The following is an 18740-nucleotide window of genomic DNA, read 5'->3' as shown; positions in this document are numbered from 1 at the left end:
TACAGTCCCTCCGTGAACCCCGCCGAACCGCCACCTGGCCCGCCTCATGGGCCTGACCCCGAACCGGCCGCCCGCCGACCGCTCCCCAAGTACGGCGAGTTCGCCGCCGGGCCGGTCTCGGCCTACTCCGAGCAGCCGTACTACGGCCCGCCGCCGCACGGCTACCCCGGCCACGAGCCGGCCCCGAACCAGAAGACCAGCACCCCGGCAACCCTCGCGCTGATCTTCGGCGCGATCGGCGCCATCCCGGTGGCGATCGTGCTCGGCATCGTCGCGCTGAACCGGATCCCGCGCACCCGCGAGAAGGGCAAGGGCCAGGCGATCACCGGCATCGTCCTGGCCTGCGGGTGGGTGGTCGTCGGCGCTCTGATCGGCGCCACGGCCGGCTCCGGCGCCGACCGGGACGCCGCCGCCACCACGCGGAACGCCGCCGGGCAGGTGACCGCGACCGCCGACATCGCGCGCGAGGACCTCGAGGTCGGTGACTGCGTGACGCGCGTCGCCGAAGGCAGTGTCGGCGACCTCGAGGTCCGGCCGTGCTCCGGGCCGAACGGCGGGCGGGTCTTCGCCCTGTTCGAGCTCCCGGCCGGCCCGTACCCCGGCCTGACCGCGACGCAGAAGACCGCCGAAAAGCGCTGCACCGAGCGTTGGGCGGAGGACGGCGGCAAGATGAGCGACCCGACGGACGTCTTCATGCTGTTTCCCACCGCGGCGAGCTGGAAGCTGGGCGACCACCGCGTCACCTGCCTGCTGACGCCCCGCTAGACGAAGGCCCCGACCGCCGCGGCGGTCGGGGCCTCGTCACAACATCATCAGTACCGCGTCACCGCCGCCCAGGCATCCACGATCCCGTTGCCGTAGAAGCCGTTGAAGCTCCGGTTGCCCTCGCACAGCGCGTCGAACTCGGCCGGCCGGCCCTCGTTGGCGTACGAGACCAGCGGCGGGTTCGGGCAGGCGCGCTCCTGCGCGGAGCCGAGCATGATGGTGCGGACCTTGTCCGGGTTCATGCCGAACGAGTTGCCCTTGCCCTTCTTGCCGTACTCGCTGACGATCAGCGCGGCCACACCGGTCGCGTGCGGCGACGCCATCGACGTGCCCTGCAACCAGTTGTAGTAGCCGCACTTGGTGTAGTCGGTCACGCCGGCCGCGCACTGCTTCTGCACGCCGCCGGCCACACCGGCCTCGGTGATGTTGCCGTCGGCATCGACCAGGCCGCCGGCCTGGAGCGTGTTCACCGGGTACGTCGACAGGATCAGGTTCTCGTTGACCCGGTGCTGCGGCGTCCCGAAGTAGTCACGGAACCAGCCACCGGGGGCCGACACCTCGGTCTGCTCCAGACCGTAGTTGGAGTAGTCCGCCTTCTTGCCCGACGGGCCGAGCGCGGAGACACCGATCACGTGCGGGCCCTCGACCGGCAGGTCGACGCAGGTCGCGTTGTCGATCGGCCGCGGGTACGGCGGGACGTCGCCGAAGTCCGGGCTGGAGATGTCGGTGCGCGGCTTGCCCAGGTCCTCGTGGTTGTTGCCGAGCGAGCCGACCAGCGTGACGTCGCGGTTGTGCGCGTAGTTCAGCGCCCGCTGCATGGCCCGGATCGTGGTCCGCTGCTCCAGCTGCGCCTCCGGGCTGTCGGCCGGGTTGTTGGTGCAGTTGTAGAGCCACGGGTCGACGTAGAACGACATGTTCACCACGTCCAGCCCGACGTCACCGGCGTAGGTGAGCGCGTCGAGCACCGGGCCGAGGAACACGAAACCGCTGTCCTGGCCGCCGCGGATCTCGACCAGCGACACGTTCGGCGCGACGCCGGAGACGCCGAGACCGTTGACCGCGGCACCGATCGTGCCGGCCACGTGGGTGCCGTGGCCGCTGTCGTCCCAGCCCACCGGGTCGACACAGCCGCGGAACTCGCACGGCCCGTCGATCTCGGGCAGGTCGGAGGCGAAGTTGCGGGACAGCTTCCAGTCGAAGTTCGGCGCGATGTCGGGGTTGCGGGCGTCGATACCGGAGTCGAGGACGCCGACCTTGACCTGCTTCTTGCCGGGCTGCACGGTCCGGGCCAGGTCCGAGCGGACCATCTTCAGGCCCCACAGCTGCGCGTCCAGCGGGTCCATGCCCTTGGCACCCTTCGCGGCGGCCTTGGCCTTCGCGGCGCCCTTCTCCTGCTCGACCAGGGTCGGCTTGGACCGCGGCAGCTGCCCGATCGGCCGGCTCCGGGTGGCGCCCTCGACCGCGCCGGAGGCCGACACCTGGCTGGCGAAGCCCGAGGAGGCCGCCCGCACGGTGATCGTGCCCAGGTTGGTGTTCTCCTTGACCACTTCACCCCCGGCGGCCTTGACGGCGGCCAGCGCCTGCGCCCGGTCGGCCCCCTGCTCGACCAGGACCAGGTACTCGGTGCTGCCACCCTGCGCCTGGGCGCCGGCGACGACCGGCACGGCCAGGCCGGCGGCGACCAGTGCGAACGCACCCGATGCCGCGTACAACGATCTGCGGACGTCTCTCACGAGCGGATCCCCTCCCTGAAGTGAGTCTGACGCGCACAACGTAAGTCAGCGGTGCGGATCACGGGAGGGGGCCGACGTTGTCAGGATTTCAGTTCAAACGACTGAATCAGCCCGAGTACGAGCTGTTCGCCGCGAAGACCACGAAGATCAGGATCATCGCGATCCCGAAGAGGATGATCAGGATCAGCAGCACGGTGCCGACGATGCCGGTGATCCGGCCGGCGACGGCCATCCCGCGGTTGTTGTAGACGCCCGGGTTCGCGTCGATCTCGGCGACCGCCTGGCTGCCCTTCCACCAGGCGAACGGGGACAGCAGGAAGATCCCGGTGATGAACGGGATCAGCCCGAGCACCAGCGCGACGGTCGCGTTCGAGTTGTCGCGCAGCACGCCGTACGCCGGTTGGCCGGGAAACCCCGGCTGCTGCGGGTACTGCCCGTACGGCGCCTGGCCGTACTGCGGCGGCCGGTCCTGCGGTCGCTCGTCGAACGACATGTCGTGCTCTCCTCTGCTCAGGGCCAAGTGGTCCTGAGCAGAGGATGACAGGTCCTCAGCTCAGCTCGGTGACGTCCCCCAGCCCGGCGAGCTGGTCGCGGACGTCCTTGGCCTCCCCTACGACGACCACGAGCAGCCCGTTGGTTCCGACGTACCGGTTGTACGCCGCGGTCGCGGACTCCGCGGTGGTCGCCGCGATCTGGGCCAGGTAGGTGTCGGCGAAGTCCAGCGGTACGCCGGCGGCGATGTTGCTGCCGACCTGCTGGGCGATCGAGTCGGCCTGCTCGTAGCGCAGCGGGGCGGTCCGGATCAGGTTGTCCTTGGACTCCCCGACCTCCTTGTCGGTCAGCCCGTCGCGGGCCTCGCGCAGGATCCGCAGCGCGTCGGTGATCGCGGCGCCGGTCACCTCGGTGCGGACCGAGCCGCCGAGGCTGAACGTGCCGCCCTTGCGCGGCGCGGTGAAGCTGGACCGGGTGCCGTAGGTGTAGCCCTTCTCCTCGCGCAGCACGGTGTCGACGCGGGAGGTGATGGTGCCGCCGACGACGTGGTTGGCGACCGCGGCCGCGCCCCAGATGTCCTCGCGGCGGTCCGGGCCGGGGCAGCCGATCAGCAGCTGGCTCTGCACCGAACCGGGCCGGTCGACGAGCACGATCCGGTCGCCGAGCACGTACAGCGGCTCCGGGGTCTCCAGCGCGGGGCCGGCCTCGGAGGTCCAGTCGCCGAACGCGTCGTCGACGATCCCGGCGACGTCGACACCGGTGGCGTCCCCGGCGAACAGGATCTGCGCCCTGGCCGGTCCGACGTTGTCGCGGTAGAACTTCGCGACCTCGACGTTGGTCAGCGGACGGATCGTGTCCGGTGTGCCCGCGGTCGGGCGGGAGCGCCGTACGGTCGGCTCGAACAGGTGCGCGGAGAACGCCTCACGGGCCCGGTACCCGGCGTTGGCGCGCTCCTGGTTGATCTCGCCGAGCCGGATCGTGACGTGCCGGCCGACGTCGGCGGGGTTGAACGCGGGCCGGGTGACGGCTTCGGCGAGCAGCTTCACGGCGGGCGCGAGCTGCGAGGTCGGGACCGAGATCTCCACGTGCAGCGCGTCGGAGCTGACGTCCACCCCGTACGCCGCCCCGTGCCGCTCCAGCGCGGCCGCGAAGTCGTTGGCCGAGTGCAGCTCGGTGCCCTCGTCGAGGGTGCGCGACATGATCGTCGCGACGCCCTCGAGCTCGCGCGGCTCCGCGAACAGCGGCAGCGCGATGGTGACCCGGACGGTCGCGACGTACTGGCCGGGCCGGTCGAAGACGTGCACCGGCGTCCCGGCGCGGGTGGTGGTCGTGGTCGAGGCCGGGAACGTCCAGGGCCTCGGCGGCGCGACGACGGGCGGCGTGGCGAGGTTCTGGGTCATGAGCTCTTCCTGTAGGTCACCTGGACGCGGCCGTCGGCCCGGATCCACTGCTGCGCTGCCTGCTGGACCTGCTCGACCGTGACGGCGCGGAGCTGGTCGATCCGGGTGTTGATCCGGTTCGGGTCGCCGAACAGCAGCGTGTGGTGGGAGATCTCGTCGGCGCGGCCGGCGCAGGTCGCCAGCTGCTCCAGCCAGTCCCGCTCGGCCTGCGCCTGGACGGTGGCCAGCTCGTCCGCGGTGATCCCGTCGGCCGCGAGCTTCTCGACCTCCTCGACCAGCGCGTCCTCCACCTTCTGCAGGTCGACGCCGTCCGACGCGATCCCGGTCAGCGTCCCGAACGAGACGCCGCCGATCAGCGGCAGCGCTCCCCCGGACACCGACTGCGCGATCTGCTCGTCGCGGACCAGCCGCCGGTTCAGCCGGCCGCTCTGGCCGGCCGCCAGTACGTCGAGCGCGAGCGCCGCCGCGTCGAGCTCGGGTGTCCCGTCGACGGGCAGCCGGAACATCATCGTGATCAGGTCCGACGGCACGTCCTCGACGACGTCGTCGCGGGCGACTCCGGTCATCGGGCCGATCGTGCCGTCCGGCGCGGCCGGCGGCTGTGGGATCGCGGGCAGGTGGCCGAAGTACCGCTTGACCGCCGCGAAGGTGTCTTCCTCGTTGACGTCGCCGACGATCGTCAGGACCGCGTTGTTCGGGCCGTAGTACTTGCGGAAGAACGCGTGCACGTCCTCGACCGAGGCGGCATCGAGGTCCTCCATCGACCCGATCGTCATGTGCCCGTACGGGTGGCCCTGCGGGAAAGCCAGCCGGACCAGCCGCTCGTAGGAGTCGCCGTACGGGCGGTTGTCGTAGCTCTGCCGCTTCTCTTCCTTGACGACGTCGCGCTGGTTGTCCAGGTTCTCCTGGTTGACCGCGTCGAGCAGGTACCCCATCCGGTCGGCCTCGAGCCAGAGCGCGAGGTCGAGCCCGCCGCTGGGCAGCGACTCGAAGTAGTTCGTCCGGTCGAAGAACGTCGAGGCGTTCAGGCTGGCACCCGCGCTCTCCAGGAGCCCGAAGTGCTCACCGGACTTCACGTTCCGCGAGCCCTGGAACATCAGGTGCTCGAACAGGTGCGCGAAACCGGTGAGCCCCGGCGGCTCGTGCCGCGACCCCACGTCGTACCAGAGATTCACGGCGACGATCGGCACCGCGCGGTCGATACTCACGACCACACGCAGCCCGTTGTCCAGAGTCTGCTCAGCGAGCGGATACGTCAGCGGCATACGGACAAACTTACCCTCACCCCTTGATCGCTCCGCCCAGGGCGAACGCGCCGCCGAGCTTGCGGCTGAGCAACAGGTAGAGCAGCAGCACGGGGAACGTGTAGATCAGCGAGTACGCCGCCAGCTGGCCGTAGTTCGGTTCGCCGTACTGGCCGAAGAAGGTGAAGATGCTGACCGAGGCGGGCAGGCGCTCCGGCGACAGCAGCAGCATGAACGGGACGAAGAAGTTCCCCCACATGCCGATGAAGGTGAAGATCAGCACCACCGCGATCCCGGGCCACATCAGCGGCAGCACGATCCGGCGCAGCGCCTGCATGTTGCCGGCGCCGTCCACCCAGGCGGCCTCCTCGAGCGAGATCGGCACGCCGTCCATGAAGGTCTTGGTCAGCCAGATCGCGAACGGCAGCGAGCTGGTCGCCATGAACATGATCGTGCCGCCGATGGTGTCGACCAGGTTGAGCTGCACGAACAGCCCGTAGACCGGCACCATCACCGCGGTGATCGGCAGCCCGGTGCAGAACAGCACGGTGAGCAGGAACGGCCGGTTGAACCGCGACTTGAACCGCGACAGCGGGTACGCCGCGAGCACCGCGCAGACCATCGTCAGCAGCGCCGCCCCGCCGCACAGCACGATGCCGTTCAGCACCGGCCGGTACGTCGTGTCGGTGTTCAGCACCGCCTTGAAGTTGCCCAGCGTCGGGTTGGTCGGGAACTCCACCCGCAGCCCCGCGGTCCGGTTGATCGAGGCGAACAGCACCCACAGCAACGGCAGCACGAACAGGATTCCGATCGCCAGCAGCACCAGGTTCGAGGTGAGCTTGCTGACGCGGTCGCGGGCGATCACGCTGCCTCCGTGTTGAGTCCACGCAGGTAGATCAGCGAGAAGATCGCGCCGATCGCCAGCATCACCAGGGCGATCGCGGTGCCGTAGCCGATCTGGGAGAAGCTGAACGCCTGCTCGTACATGTACAGCGGCAGCGTCTGGCTCTTGGTGCCGGGCCCGCCGCGGGTCATCGCGTAGATCAGGCCGAAGACGCTCAGCGTCTGCAGCGTGATCAGCATCAGGTTGGTCATGATGGCTCGGCTGATCATCGGCAGCGTCACGAAGACCAGTCGTCGCAGCCCGGCCGCGCCGTCCATCTCGGCCGACTCCTCGATCTCCTTGGGCACCTCGCTGAGCGCCGCGGAGTAGACCAGCATCGAGAACGCCGTACCGCGCCAGATGTTGGCGATCGAGACCGCGATGATCGGTGCCGCGTACAACCAGTCCTGGCCGGGCAGCCCGACCTTGTGCAGGATCACGTTCAGCGTGCCCTCGTCGTTGAAGAACGCGCTGAGCAGGTACGCCGCCACCACCTCGGGCAGTACCCAGGCGCCGATCACCGCCGTACCGACGAAGTTGCGGACCAGCTTGGTGGAGCGCCGCATCAGCAGCGCCAGGCCGAGGCCGAGGGTGTTCTGGCCGATGATCGCGGAGATCAGCGTGAACACCAGGGTCAGCCAGATCGAGTTCGTGAACGCCGAGCTGCCGAAGGCCTTGCGGAAGTTGTCGAGGCCGACGAACTTCACGTCGCTGGCCCCGGGACCGGTGAGCGCCATGTTCGTGAACGCGGCGTACAGGCAGTAGATGATCGGGCCGGCCAGGAAGACCAGCATCAGCCCGATCGCCGGTCCGAGCGGCAGCATCTTCAGCAGCTTGGCGCCGCGCGGGCGCCCACCGCCCCCGGCCTTTCGGCCGGAGGCAGCGGGCAGCGCGGAAGCGGAGGTCGTCACAGAGAAGATCCCTTCAGCAGCGCAAGGAGGCTGTTACTGGCCCTGGCTCTGGCTGGTCGTCTTGTCCTTGCTGACGATGCTCTCGACGGCCTCGTCGTAGTTCTTGGCCGCTTCCTCCGGCGTCGACTGCTTCGTCATCACCGCTTCCATCGCGGTGATGATCTCGTTGGAGACCTTCGGGTACTCCGGCAGCGCCGGCCGGTACACGGTCACCGCCACCAGGTCGGTGAAGAACTGCGTCGACTTGGCCGAGGTCTTGTAGCCGGCGTCGGAGGCGACGTCCTTGCGGACCGCGATCTGGGCGCCGTCGGTGGCGTACTTGGTCGCGTTCTTCTGCGTCTGCAGGGTCTTGATGAAGTTCCAGGCGGCGTCGGGCGACTTCGACTTGGCCGGGATCGCCCAGGTCCAGCCGCCGGAGAGGCTGACCTTGCCCTTGCCGCTGCCGTCCTGGCTCGGCATCGCGGTCTGGCCGAGCACCTCGGACCACTGCGGCCACGGCTTGGCGCCGGTCTTCTGCCAGTTGTTGTACAGCCAGGAGCCGTCCAGCGCGATCGCCAGCTTGCCGTTCGGGAGCAGGTCGCTGCCGACCTTGTTGCCCCAGTTCGGGTCCAGCGACTGCTTCGGCTGCGGGGCGATGCCCTCGTCGAAGACGGTCTTGACGAAGTTCAGCGAGTCCTTGAAGCCCTGGCTGCCGACGACCCACTTCTGCTGGTCGAAGTTGTACAGGGTGTCCTTGGTGCCGTAGAGCAGCATCTCCATGCCCTGCATGGCCGAGGCCTCACCCATCGGCTTGCCCGAGTAGATGTTGAACGGGATGACACCGGGCACCTTCTGCTTGATGGTGCGGGCCGCGCTGAGCACGTCGTCCCAGGTCTTCGGCTGCCAGTCGGCCGGCAGCCCGGCCTTGGCGAAGATCTCCTTGTTGTACCAAAGAGCCCGGGTGTCCGTGCCGTCCGGTACGCCGTACGTCTTGCCGTCTTGGCCCTTGGCCGCGCCCTTGGCGGTGTCCTCGAACTGGTTCCAGTCGGCCCAGTCCTTGATGTAGTCGTCCAGCGGCTTCAGGTACCCCGCGGTGATGTCGGAGTTGATCAGGAAGGTGTCCTCGTAGACGATGTCGGGCGCCGTGTTCGGCGAGCGCATCATCAGCTGGAGCTTGGTGTAGTAGTCGTTCTCGCTGGCCACGATCGGCACGATCTCGACCTTCGAGCCGGGGTTGGCCGCCTCGTACTCGGCCTTGGCGCCGGTGAGGAAGCTCTTCATCACCGTGCCCGGGCCCCACTGCTGGTAGGCGATCTTGATGTTCGCCGGGCCGGAGCTGGAACCAGCTGCTTCCGGCGTCTTGGTGGTCGATCCCTGACTGCAGGCCGAAACCCCCAGCAGGAGTGCGCCCACGGCGAGGACACCCGCCGTCTTGAAACCGTTCTTCATGACCATCACGTCCACCTTCGGGCAATCGTTGTCATCCCGGTACCACCGCTCAAACCCCGTGGGCTTTCCCGTGACCGTAGGAGTGTCAGACCAGTGAAGTCAATGGTTGACAGACAACGTTGTCGCCGTCCGGACGGACCGAAGCGGCAACCGGGCCGTAACGATCCGGTCACCGCTTTGCCGTAGGTCAGACGGTAACGGGCGACGCCTCGTGACGGGCCTGTACGACGGGCCGCCGGCCGCGGATCGAGCCGAGTCCGCAAAGAACCAGGCCGAGCACCAGCCAGCCGGTCAGCACCAGCAGCGGCTGGGCCGCGCCGGCTCCGTCGAAGAAGCTGACCGAGCGCAACGCCGTACCGGCGGCTCCCGGCGGGAGGTACTGGCCGAGCGTTCCCCAGCCGCCCGGCAGCATCTCGGGCGCGCTCGTCATCCCGGACAGCGGGTTGCCGAGCAGCATCATCGTCGCGGAGCCCAAGCCGAGCCCGGCCGCGCCGAGCAGCCACTCGAGGCCCAGCAGGGTCAGGCTGATCGCGCCGATCGACATCGCGATCACACCGGCGTTGGCCCAGTAGCTGCCCTCGAACGAGCCGAGCCAGAACTGCAGCACCGCGGTCAGCGCCAGCGCGCCGGCGACGGCGAACCCGAGCGCGCCGACGATTCGGCTCCGCCCGGCCTTGGCGAAGTTGGTCAGCGCGGCGGCCGCGAGGATGCCCCCGAGCACCAGCGGCAACGCGCCCGCGGCGAGCCCCGCACCCCGCGGATCCTCGGCAGGCAAGGGAACCACGTCGGTCACCTTCGGCACGGCGGCCGGGTTCTGCGCGGCCAGCTTGCCCGCGACCTGCGTGAGCAGCTGCGACACCACCGGACCGGCCGCCGACGCGGTCAGCACCTCGGGCGCGGCCTGGTCGAGCACGATCGCGCCGTACACGTCCCGGTCCTTGATCGCCTGTACGGCGGACGCCCGGTCGACCACCGGCTCGATCGCGAAGCCACCGGGCATCGCCTGCTCCAGCGCGGCGGTGACCTGACCGACGGCCGCCTGCGGACCGGCGACGGCCAGCGGGACCTCCCGCGGCTCGGACCGCGCGGCCGGCCAGGCGAACGCGATCAGCAGCACCGTCAGCAGCGCGGTGAGCAGGGTGACGACGACGAGCACCGGCGGGCGGCGGCGTTCGGTGGTCTCGGACATGAGTTCTCCCCTAAAAACGAATGACCGTTCTTTTAGATGCTCCGAGCCTGACCCCTGGCCGGTCGAGTTGTCAAGAACGGACATTCGTTTTATGTTCGCGGTATGCCGAAGGTCACCGCGGAGCACCGGGTCGCCCGGCGCGAGCAGATCGTCACCGCCGCGCTCACCTGCGTGTCCGAGCACGGCTTCCACAAGACGACGATGGCCGACGTGATCCGCGAGTCCGGCCTGTCGGCGGGCGCGGTCTACGGCTACTTCCGGAGCAAGGACGAGATCATCGCCGCGATCGCCGACCAGGCGCTCGGCACCGTCGACGACCTGTTCGCCGAGATCCTGTCCACCGACGAGCCGCTGACGCCGGCCGAGGCGATGCGCCGGGTGCTGGTGCACGTGGTGGCGATCGCCGAGCGGCCGGGCGGCGACATCACCCGGATCGGCCTGCAGGCCTGGGCCGAGGCCGTGCACAACCCGGCGATCGGGGCGATCGCCCGCGAGAAGTACAAGATGCTGCGCGGTCACTACCTGCGCGTCGTACGGCGTGCGCAGGCCGACGGCACGGTCGCGGCCGACGTCGACCCCGAGCACGTCGCGCAGGCCCTGTTCGGCCTGCTCCCCGGCTTCATCCTGCAGCGTCTGCTGCTCGGCGACGTCACCCCGGAGAGCTACTCCGCGGGTATCGACGCGCTGTTCGGGTCGTCGACTCCTCAGACCACCTGAAACTGAAAGATCCTCCGACTTCGCCACTGTGAGCGATTACAGGGTCACGGAGGGCTTGAGTCCTCAGACTTGTCCGGTTAAGTTGTCCGGGGTTATTTCAAGCCTTGAACTTAAGGGGTCAGCCGCAGGGCCGGTGTACCGACGACGCTGGGGAGAGTCGTGCGATCAACCACAACTGCCGTGCGGTCGCGAACCGGCCTGCCCTGGTACTGGGCCAGCCAGACCGCGAGTTTCACCGGGGACCGGCTGACCGGTTTCGCGGTCCCGACGATCGCGATCCTCACCCTCGACGCCAGCGAGGCGCAGGTCGGCGTCCTGTCCGCGCTCGGCTGGTTCGCCTACCCCGCACTCGGGCTGGTCGCCGGTGCCGCGCTCGCGCACGTCCCCCGCCGCCGGGTGATGATCGCCGGTGAGCTGGTCCGCTTCGCCGCGTTCGCCAGCGTCCCGCTCGCCGCACTGGCCGGCTGGGTCAGCGTCCCGCAGCTGTGCGTCGTGGTCGCGCTCGCCGGCGCCGCGATGGTGTTCGTCGACATCGCCGGCCAGTCGTACCTGCCCGCCCTGGTCGAACCTGGCGACCTGGTCGGCGCCAACGCCAAACTGCAGAGCTCCGACAGCCTGTCCAAGCTCGTCGGCCCAGCGCTGGGCGGTCTCCTGCTCCGCACCACCACGCCGTACGCCGGTCTGCTGCTCTGCGCGGTCCCCTTCCTGGCTTCAGCTCTCGGCCGCACCCGAATCGCGGCCGTAGAGCCGCCACCTGAGCCAGTGCGCGAGCCGCTCCCCCACCGGATCCGCACCGGCTTCACCTTCGTCTGGCAGCACCAGCTGCTGCGTCGACTGGTCGGTGCGGCGGCGATCCGCAGCTTCGGCTCGGGCATGGTCGACGCCGTCCTGCTGCTGTTCGCGTACCGGGTGCTCGGCCTGTCCAGCCTCGCCGGCGGGCTGCTGATCGCCGCCGGGTCGGTGGGCGGGCTGCTGGGCGCGTTCGTCGCCAACAGGCTCGCCGCGACGATCGGCGTACGGCGGACGCTCGTGCTGACCGGTGTGGAAGCCCTGTGCTGGCTGGCCGTTCCCCTGTGTCTGCTGAGCGCTCCGGCGCTCGCACTGGTCGCCATCCGGATCTGCGCCTCGGTCTGGCTGCCGGTGTGGAACGTCGTCACCACCAGCGTCCGCCAGCAGGTCACCCCGGCCGCGCTGCAGAGCACCGTGCACGCCACCGCGCGCACGCTCACCTCGTCCACCGTGCCGCTCGGCGCGATCACCGGCGGCCTGGCCGGCGGCGTACTGAGTGCACAGCTCGGTACGGCGACCGGTCTGGTCCTCGTCCTCGCGACAGGAGGTGTGATCGCCGGAGCCAGCGCACTGCTCGTCGCCACAGCCACCCACCAGGAGGTCTGATGCGTCCCACCACCACCCGCACGCTGAACACCAAAGAGTTCGCCGACATCAAGCACACCGTGTCGATCCGCTCCAAGGCCCGGCGCAACCTGCTCGCGGACCCGTCGTACGCCGCACCGCTGCCGCAGGAGGTCAGCCTGCAGCTCACCTACCGCTGCAACCTGCGCTGCACGCACTGCTACCAGTGGAACGAGCAGGGGTTCTTCCGCGACTTCAGCGCGGTCAAGCAGAAGACGGAGCTCGACCTGGCGGTCGTCGAGGACGTGCTGCGGACCACCGCGCCGGTGCGCTCGAAGCTGTTCCTGTGGGGCGGCGAGCCGCTGATGCACACCAAGTTCAACGAGGTCGCCGCGCTGCTGGAGAAGTACCCGCGGACGGTCAACATGTGCACCAACGGCCTGCTGTTCAAGCGCAAGCTGGACGACCTGCTGCGGATCGGCGAGAACCTGAACCTGCTGGTCAGCCTGGACGGCCTCGGCGAGGACCACGAGGCGCTGCGCGGCCGCGGGACGTTCAAGCGCACGATGGAGAAGATCCAGCTGATGCTGGACCTGAAGCGGTCCGGGCAGTGGGACGGCGAGCTGTCGCTGTCGTGCATGGTCAGCCACGTCACCGTGCACAAGATGTACGAGTTCATGGAGTGGGCCGAGGAGCTCGGCGTGAACACGGTCTACTTCCAGTTCCCGTGGTACATCAGCCCCGAGGTGGCCGAGTCCATGGACCGCCTGTACGAGAAGACGTTCTCCTGGCTGAACCCGAGCACCGACACCAAGAAGCCGACCTGGCACAGCTACACCTACCAGCTGCCCGAGGAGGAGCTGCCCGCGCTGCGTGACTCGATGGCGCGGCTGGCGTCGCGCGCCTGGAACGTCCGGCTGCGCTACCAGCCGCAGCTCGAGGACGACGAGGTCACCGACTTCATCCTCGGCACCTCGCGGCCGGCCCAGCACCGCAGCAAGTGCCTCGCGGTCTCGAACCGGATGGAGGTGCACGCCGACGGCGCGGTCAGCTCGTGCAAGTTCTTCCCCGAGTTCGTGGTCGGCAACCTGTACGACCAGCCGGTCGGCGAGCTGTGGCAGAGCCAGTCGTTCCGCGAGGTCCGCCGGATCATGTCCGAGAACGGCATGATGCCGGTCTGCTCGAAGTGCATCCTCCTTTACCTGAACGGAGTCTGAGCATGTCCGCTGTGATCGAGGACCGCGTGAAGATCGTCCTGGCCAAGGTGCTGGACAACGGGACGACCGCCGAGCAGATCGGCCCGGAGGCCGACCTGGTCGAGCAGTACGGGCTGGACTCGCTGCAGACGATCACGTTCCTGCTGGCGATCGAGGACGAGTTCGACCTGGAGCTGGACTACCCGCAGCTGCAGCTCGACGACCTGCGCTCGGTCCGCCAGTTCAGCGCGTTCGTGGCCCGACTGACCCAATGAGCGTCCGCTTCGGCACGTTCGACGCCGAGTCGTGGTGGCGGCCCGGCGACCTGGCCGTGCTGCCGTCGGTCGGCAGCGACCCGTCGGTGGCCACGATGGACGAACTGCTGGCCGGCTTCTGCGCGCCTGGTGATCTGCTGATCACCAGGCGGGCGGTCGCCCCCGAGCTGCTGGCCGGGTACGGCGTCGCCTTCACCCATCGTTCGCTGGACGCCCCCGACTCCGGCCCGGTCGAGAACCATCTCCCGCCGCTCGACAACCAAGTACCAGCCCCCTACGCAGTCCTGTCCCCGCTCCCACCCCTCCCCTCACCCGACGTAGTTGCCCAGGTCAACTCCAAGTCCTGGTCAAACGCCCTCGTCCTGGAGCTCGGCCTCCCCGGCGCCGGCCAGGTCGTCCGCTCCGCCGACGAACTCGTCGCCGCCGTCACCGACCTCGACTTCCACGCCCTGGTCAAGGACCCGTACGGCGTCTCCGGCCGCTCTCTCCTGGAGATCAGCACACCCGGCGTCCTCCGCGCCGTCGAACGCTTTCTCCGCAAGCAACCCGAACGTCGCGTCGAGCTGGTCGTCCAACAGAAGCTCCCCAAGAAGCACGACTTCTCCGGCCACCTCTCGCTCGCCCGCGACGGCTCCTGGGAGTTCCTCGGTCTCCAGCAGATGACCAACAAGGGCTTCCGGCACTTCGGCTCCAGCCCCGCCCCGACCGCTCTCCTCGACGCAGGCTGGTACGCCGACTCTCTCGGCGAGGTGGTCGCCGCGCTGCACACCGCCGGGTACTGGGGCCCGGTCGGCATCGACGCGATGCTGCTCGACGACGACTCCGTCGTACCGGTCCTGGAGATCAACGCGCGGCAGTCCCTCGGCCTGCTCGCGTTGCAGCTCGGGCAGCGTGGCTCATTGCCGGCCCACCTGTGGCAGCTGGAGCTCAACATTGCCCCGGGCAAGGGCCTCGGTGACGTCCTGCTCGCCTTCGACGGCCTGCTCACCACCGGCGACCACCCCGGCGCGATGGTCCTCAACGGCACCCACCTCGCCGCCCCCGGCGGCCGCGTGTACGTCGCGATCTTCTGCCCCGCCGGCGAGCTCACCCGCTGGCAGCACCGCCTGCTGGCCGCGGTCACCGCGGCCGGCCTGACTCCACGAGGGATGACCGATGCCGCTTGAGCTGGGCCTGATCGGCGCCACCGGGATCGCCGCCCGGACGATGATCGGCAAGGCGAGCGTCGACGTCCGTGCGGTCGCGGCCAGCGATCCCGTCCGGGCCAAGGAGTTCGCCGGCCGCTACGACATCCCGCTGGTCTACGAAAGCTACTCGGCGCTGCTCGCCGACCCGGCGATCGACGCCGTCTACATCTCGCTGCACAACTCCGCGCACCACCGCTGGGCGGTCCGCGCGGCCGTCGCGGGCAAGGACGTGATCGTCGAGAAACCGCTCTGCCTGACCGCGGCCGAGGCGGAGGAGCTGTGCTTCGCCGCCGCGGAGACGCGGGTCTTCGAGGCCGTCGCGACCGCTGGTCATCCGTGGCAGGCGACGGTTCGCGAGTTCGTCGAGGGCGCTGTTCACGGCGCGCTGCGATCCGTCGAGAGCCGGATGACGTTCGCCGTACCGGCGGCCGGTGGCTATCGTGACCGCCCCGACCTCGGCGGCGGCATCTTCTACGACTGCGCGAGCTACTGGCTGCAGGCGCTGCAGGCCACCACCGGGCTCGACGTCACGGCGTACGAGGGTCGCTCGGCCTTCGACGGGCCGAACGGCGTCGACCGTGACTTCACCGCGTCGTTGCGCTGGGCATCGGGTACCGAGGCGACGCTGACCTGCGCGGTCGGCGCGGACCACGTCGCCGAGCACCTGTTCACCTTCGAGCACGCGACGGTGAAGCTGCGCAACTTCCTCCGCCCGGTGCTCGGCGCCGTACCGCTGAACCTGGTCGTCACCCCGGCCGACGGCGACCGCGAGGTGATCGGCTTCCCGCCGGCCGCGTACTACGAGCAGCAACTGGCGAGGATCCTGGCCGAGGACGGCGACGACCTGGAGGCCGCGCTGCCCCGCATCCAGCTGATGGAGGCGATCTACTCCGACGCCCTGTCCCGAAGGGAGAACCGGTGAAGCGCACGCTGGACCTCGCGGCGATCCACGCCCTGCTCGACCGGGCCGGCATCGCGCCGCACGAGCTGCACGCCCACGAGGAGCTGACCGAGGGCACGTACAACACCGTCTACCGGCTCACCGTCGGCGAGCGGCAGCTCGTGCTCAAGGTCGCGCCCGACCCGGCGTCGCCCGGGCTGACCTACGAGCAGGCGCTGATCCGGACCGAGACCGAGTTCTACCAGGCGGCCCGAGGCAAGGCACCGGTTCCGGAGGTCGTGTACGCCGACGCCGAGGTGCTGCTGATGACGGCGTTGCCGGGGGCAACGATGCTGAGCGTCGGCGCGGAGCGTACGGCGTACCGGCGGGAGCTGGGCGCGATCGTGCGGAACCTGCACGAGGTGGTCAGCGCCGACGGGTTCGGGTATCCGCAGCGCGGGCTGGTGGCGACGTGGGCGGTGGCGTTCCAGCGGATGCTGGACGACGTACTGGCTGATGCCGAGCGCTACGGCGTCGAGCTGCCCGCTGGTGTGTCGCGGCAGCTCGGTCTCGATCGGTTCGAGCTGCTGAACGGCGTGCGGACGCCGCGGCTCGTGCACTTCGATCTGTGGGACGGGAACATTCTCGTGGACGGTGGGCGGATCAGTGGGTTGATCGACGGGGAGCGGGCGTTCTGGGGGGATCCGGTCGCGGAGTTCGTGTCGCTGACGCTGTTCAGCTCGGTCGACGACGAGTTGCTCGCGGGGTACGGGAGTGACATCGACCGGGAGCTGTTGTCGCTGTACCGGGTGTACCTGTACTTGATCATGTTGGTCGAGCGGACGCCTCGGGGTGACGACGATCCGGGGATGCTGAAGCTGATCCAGAAGCACTTGGCGAAGGAGCTGAGTGTGCTGTGATCGAGATCCTCACCTCGGGTGTTGCTCTGGGCGTCCATGTCCCTGGTCTGTTGCTCGTCGACCGGATCCGCGAACAGGGCGGCACAGCGTCTGTCTCCGTCCTCGAACGCCTCATGTCCCCTTCCACGTTGGCCACCACGTTGCGCTCGAAGCAGGCCTTCCACCGCGACTTCCGCGTCGCCCTGGCCGGCCAGCAGCTCGCCCGCAACGCCGCCGTCTCCACGGAGGTTGCAGCAGTCGACCAGCTCTTCAGCGACTGGCATGAGCGCGGTGTGACCCACTTCGTCGTCCTCTCCGGCTTCTGGCTCCAACTGCTGGAGCAGTACGTCGCCCGGTACGGACCTGTGTCCGTTGACGTCTGCCACGTCGATTCGGTCCAGTCCCCCTCGTTCGACAAAGCTGAAGCGAGCACGTTGCCGGTCCGCCATATCTGGCTGGCCGACGCTCGGAGCGGCACGCTGCCCTGCAGCATCCCGGTCACCCGCGACGCTCCTCTGACCTGGCCCGCCCGCGACCATCGCCTGCTGGTCCACGGCGGCGGCTGGGGCATGGGCACCTACCGCGAGCACGCTGCCGAGCTCCTCGCCGCCGGCTTCTCTCTGGACGTCGTCGCCTACGAGCAGCAGGACCTCTCCACCGACGGCGTCCGCTACTTCATGATCGACCCCGACTGGCACCCCTGGCTCGACGACGGCTACCCGCCCTTCGCCGAAGCAGGCAATCCCTTCGTCCAGCGCACCGGCCACCACGGCTCCTTCGACCTCTGCCGCCAAGCACTGGCGACCGTCAGCAAGCCCGGCGGCGGCACGCTGCTCGACTCCCTCTGGTCAGCAACACCACTGGTCCTGCTGGAGCCGTTCGGCCCCCACGAACAACGCAACGCGGACCTGTGGATCTCGCTGGGCTACGGCATCGCCTACGAAGACTGGCAACGCAAGGACTACTCGCTCGACGTACTGGAAGAGCTGCACGCGGCTCTACTCACCGCCGACGTCCGTGACTACTCCAAGGCCTTGCTGTGAAGACATCCCTCTGGCAGACCTTCGCCCTGGAGCTGGACGCTCGCCGCCCCGGCTTCGCGCTCGGCCCCTGGTTCACCATGAACGCCCAGCTCGCCTTGGACGGCCCTGTCGACGCCGACCGCCTGGCTGCGGCCTTCCACACCCTCCAGCAACGCCACGACGTCCTCCGCACCGAGGTCCCGGTCGGCGTCCACGACTCCCCCACCGCCGCCCTGGAGCTGGTCGCCGAACCCGCGCTGCACGTCCCAGTGCCTCTGGAAGCTCCAGTACGCCTCCAACTCTCCAGCGAGCACCTGACCCTGCACCTGCACCACCTGGTCTCCGACCCCGCCACCCTCTGGCTCACCCTCACCGAACTGGCCGCCCTGTACTCCGGCACGCAGCTACCGCCACCACCCCAGTACGCCGACTACACGGCCGACGAAACCGAACAGGTCAACCGGCATGCTGCTGCAGCTGGCCTTTGGTGGCAGTCGCAGGTCACCGACGCCAAGCTCTGCCCACAACCCTCCTCCTCACGCTCTGCGGCTTTCGCCTACCGCAGCGACCTCCTCTCCCCCACCGAGCTCTCTCACGTCGACCAGCTCACCCGCACCCACCGCAGCACCGCCCTGGTCACCCTGCTCGCCGCACTAGCTGCAGCAACGAACCCCTCCGAGGGCGACACCCTCCTCTTCAACACCCTGTTCAGCAAACGCGACCGCCCCGCCTGGCAACAGGTCCTCGGCCCCTGCATCGTCCCCTCGGTCCTCGCCGTCCCCCGCTCCACCGGCGCCCTCGCGGCCGACGTACCAGCCATGCGCGCCGCCGTGGTCAACTGCAGCCGCTACGCCCGCTTCCCGGTGCTCTCGCTGGAGGTGCCGAGCCGAACCCCGTTCTTCGAGTACGTCCCCCAGCAATGGCCCACCCCCTACTCCTTCGGCACCACCCGAGCCACCGTGGTCGGAGCAGCCGGCCCCAAGGACACCGGCCTCGCCGACACCCTCGCCATTCGGATGCGCCCCACGACAACCGGCGTACTGACCGGGCACTTCAGCGGCGACGGCACCGACTGGACCGAGCAGCACGTCTCCGCACTGGTCGACGACTTCCGCACCTACCTTCTGGGGTAGGCCTAGCACCACTCCGACCGGCGGCCCAGCTCC

The 18740-nt window shown here is 69.2% G+C and carries 18 protein-coding genes; 10 read left to right on the top strand and 8 right to left on the bottom strand.

Annotated features, from left to right (window positions below; translation table 11 throughout):
* Positions 1 to 12 precede the first annotated feature (12 nt).
* The gene (locus tag ACZ6Z4_RS30670; protein WP_465572012.1) at positions 13 to 765 is read left to right on the top strand and encodes a DUF4190 domain-containing protein; all 753 of its coding nucleotides are present in this window, start codon (positions 13 to 15) and stop codon (positions 763 to 765) included.
* Between the two features lie 47 nt (positions 766 to 812).
* Here ACZ6Z4_RS30670 and ACZ6Z4_RS30665 read toward each other — a convergent pair whose 3' ends face one another.
* The 8 genes from ACZ6Z4_RS30665 to ACZ6Z4_RS30630 form a co-directional block, all read right to left on the bottom strand.
* The gene (locus ACZ6Z4_RS30665; RefSeq protein ID WP_465572006.1) at positions 813 to 2498 is read right to left on the bottom strand and encodes a S8 family peptidase; all 1686 of its coding nucleotides are present in this window, start codon (positions 2496 to 2498) and stop codon (positions 813 to 815) included.
* Between the two features lie 106 nt (positions 2499 to 2604).
* Complete coding sequence (locus tag ACZ6Z4_RS30660) at positions 2605 to 2991, bottom strand: DUF4190 domain-containing protein (RefSeq protein WP_465572000.1); 387 nt, start codon at positions 2989 to 2991, stop codon at positions 2605 to 2607.
* A 55-nt stretch (positions 2992 to 3046) separates the two neighbouring features.
* Complete coding sequence (locus ACZ6Z4_RS30655) at positions 3047 to 4390, bottom strand: M16 family metallopeptidase (RefSeq protein WP_465571997.1); 1344 nt, start codon at positions 4388 to 4390, stop codon at positions 3047 to 3049.
* Entirely contained in the window at positions 4387 to 5655 is a 1269-nt protein-coding gene (locus ACZ6Z4_RS30650; protein ID WP_363664947.1) for a M16 family metallopeptidase, read from the bottom strand. The genes ACZ6Z4_RS30655 and ACZ6Z4_RS30650 overlap by 4 nt, the downstream gene beginning before the upstream one ends.
* 16 nt (positions 5656 to 5671) lie before the next feature.
* On the bottom strand, positions 5672 to 6499 hold the full coding sequence (locus tag ACZ6Z4_RS30645; RefSeq protein WP_465571993.1) for a carbohydrate ABC transporter permease: 828 nt from the start codon (positions 6497 to 6499) through the stop codon (positions 5672 to 5674).
* On the bottom strand, positions 6496 to 7428 hold the full coding sequence (locus ACZ6Z4_RS30640) for a carbohydrate ABC transporter permease (RefSeq protein ID WP_465571990.1): 933 nt from the start codon (positions 7426 to 7428) through the stop codon (positions 6496 to 6498). The genes ACZ6Z4_RS30645 and ACZ6Z4_RS30640 overlap by 4 nt, the downstream gene beginning before the upstream one ends.
* 33 nt (positions 7429 to 7461) lie before the next feature.
* Positions 7462 to 8862, bottom strand: a complete 1401-nt coding sequence (locus tag ACZ6Z4_RS30635; RefSeq protein WP_465571987.1) for an extracellular solute-binding protein — start codon at positions 8860 to 8862, stop codon at positions 7462 to 7464.
* Positions 8863 to 9043: 181 nt separating this feature from the next.
* Positions 9044 to 10045 (bottom strand): hypothetical protein, encoded by a 1002-nt coding sequence (locus ACZ6Z4_RS30630; RefSeq protein ID WP_465571984.1) that lies wholly within the window; start codon positions 10043 to 10045, stop codon positions 9044 to 9046.
* 102 nt (positions 10046 to 10147) lie between these two features.
* Between ACZ6Z4_RS30630 and ACZ6Z4_RS30625 the strand changes: the two genes are divergently transcribed.
* From ACZ6Z4_RS30625 to ACZ6Z4_RS30585, 9 genes are all read left to right on the top strand, one after another.
* A complete protein-coding gene (locus tag ACZ6Z4_RS30625) occupies positions 10148 to 10762 on the top strand; it encodes a TetR/AcrR family transcriptional regulator (RefSeq protein ID WP_465571981.1) in 615 nt (204 codons plus the stop codon).
* Positions 10763 to 10942: 180 nt separating this feature from the next.
* Positions 10943 to 12157, top strand: a complete 1215-nt coding sequence (locus ACZ6Z4_RS30620) for an MFS transporter (protein WP_465571978.1) — start codon at positions 10943 to 10945, stop codon at positions 12155 to 12157.
* On the top strand, positions 12157 to 13332 hold the full coding sequence (locus ACZ6Z4_RS30615; RefSeq protein ID WP_465571975.1) for a radical SAM protein: 1176 nt from the start codon (positions 12157 to 12159) through the stop codon (positions 13330 to 13332). Before ACZ6Z4_RS30620 ends, ACZ6Z4_RS30615 begins: the two co-directional genes overlap by 1 nt.
* Positions 13333 to 13334: 2 nt before the next feature.
* On the top strand, positions 13335 to 13586 hold the full coding sequence (locus ACZ6Z4_RS30610) for an acyl carrier protein (RefSeq protein WP_465571971.1): 252 nt from the start codon (positions 13335 to 13337) through the stop codon (positions 13584 to 13586).
* Complete coding sequence (locus ACZ6Z4_RS30605) at positions 13583 to 14752, top strand: ATP-grasp domain-containing protein (RefSeq protein WP_465571965.1); 1170 nt, start codon at positions 13583 to 13585, stop codon at positions 14750 to 14752. Before ACZ6Z4_RS30610 ends, ACZ6Z4_RS30605 begins: the two co-directional genes overlap by 4 nt.
* Positions 14742 to 15695 carry a Gfo/Idh/MocA family protein gene (locus tag ACZ6Z4_RS30600; protein WP_465571959.1) on the top strand — a complete coding sequence of 318 codons (954 nt, stop codon included), beginning with the start codon at positions 14742 to 14744 and terminating at the stop codon, positions 15693 to 15695. The genes ACZ6Z4_RS30605 and ACZ6Z4_RS30600 overlap by 11 nt, the downstream gene beginning before the upstream one ends.
* On the top strand, positions 15692 to 16573 hold the full coding sequence (locus ACZ6Z4_RS30595) for a phosphotransferase family protein (protein WP_465571955.1): 882 nt from the start codon (positions 15692 to 15694) through the stop codon (positions 16571 to 16573). Before ACZ6Z4_RS30600 ends, ACZ6Z4_RS30595 begins: the two co-directional genes overlap by 4 nt.
* Before the next feature lie 128 nt (positions 16574 to 16701).
* Entirely contained in the window at positions 16702 to 17595 is an 894-nt protein-coding gene (locus tag ACZ6Z4_RS30590; RefSeq protein ID WP_465571951.1) for a hypothetical protein, read from the top strand.
* A complete protein-coding gene (locus tag ACZ6Z4_RS30585; RefSeq protein ID WP_465571948.1) occupies positions 17592 to 18707 on the top strand; it encodes a condensation domain-containing protein in 1116 nt (371 codons plus the stop codon). The genes ACZ6Z4_RS30590 and ACZ6Z4_RS30585 overlap by 4 nt, the downstream gene beginning before the upstream one ends.
* The last annotated feature ends 33 nt before the right edge of the window (positions 18708 to 18740 follow it).

It is taken from the genome of Kribbella sp. NPDC104740, from assembly GCF_055583505.1.
The sequence above is the reverse complement of the archived record's forward strand: the minus strand, read 5'-3'. Positions and strand labels throughout refer to the sequence as shown.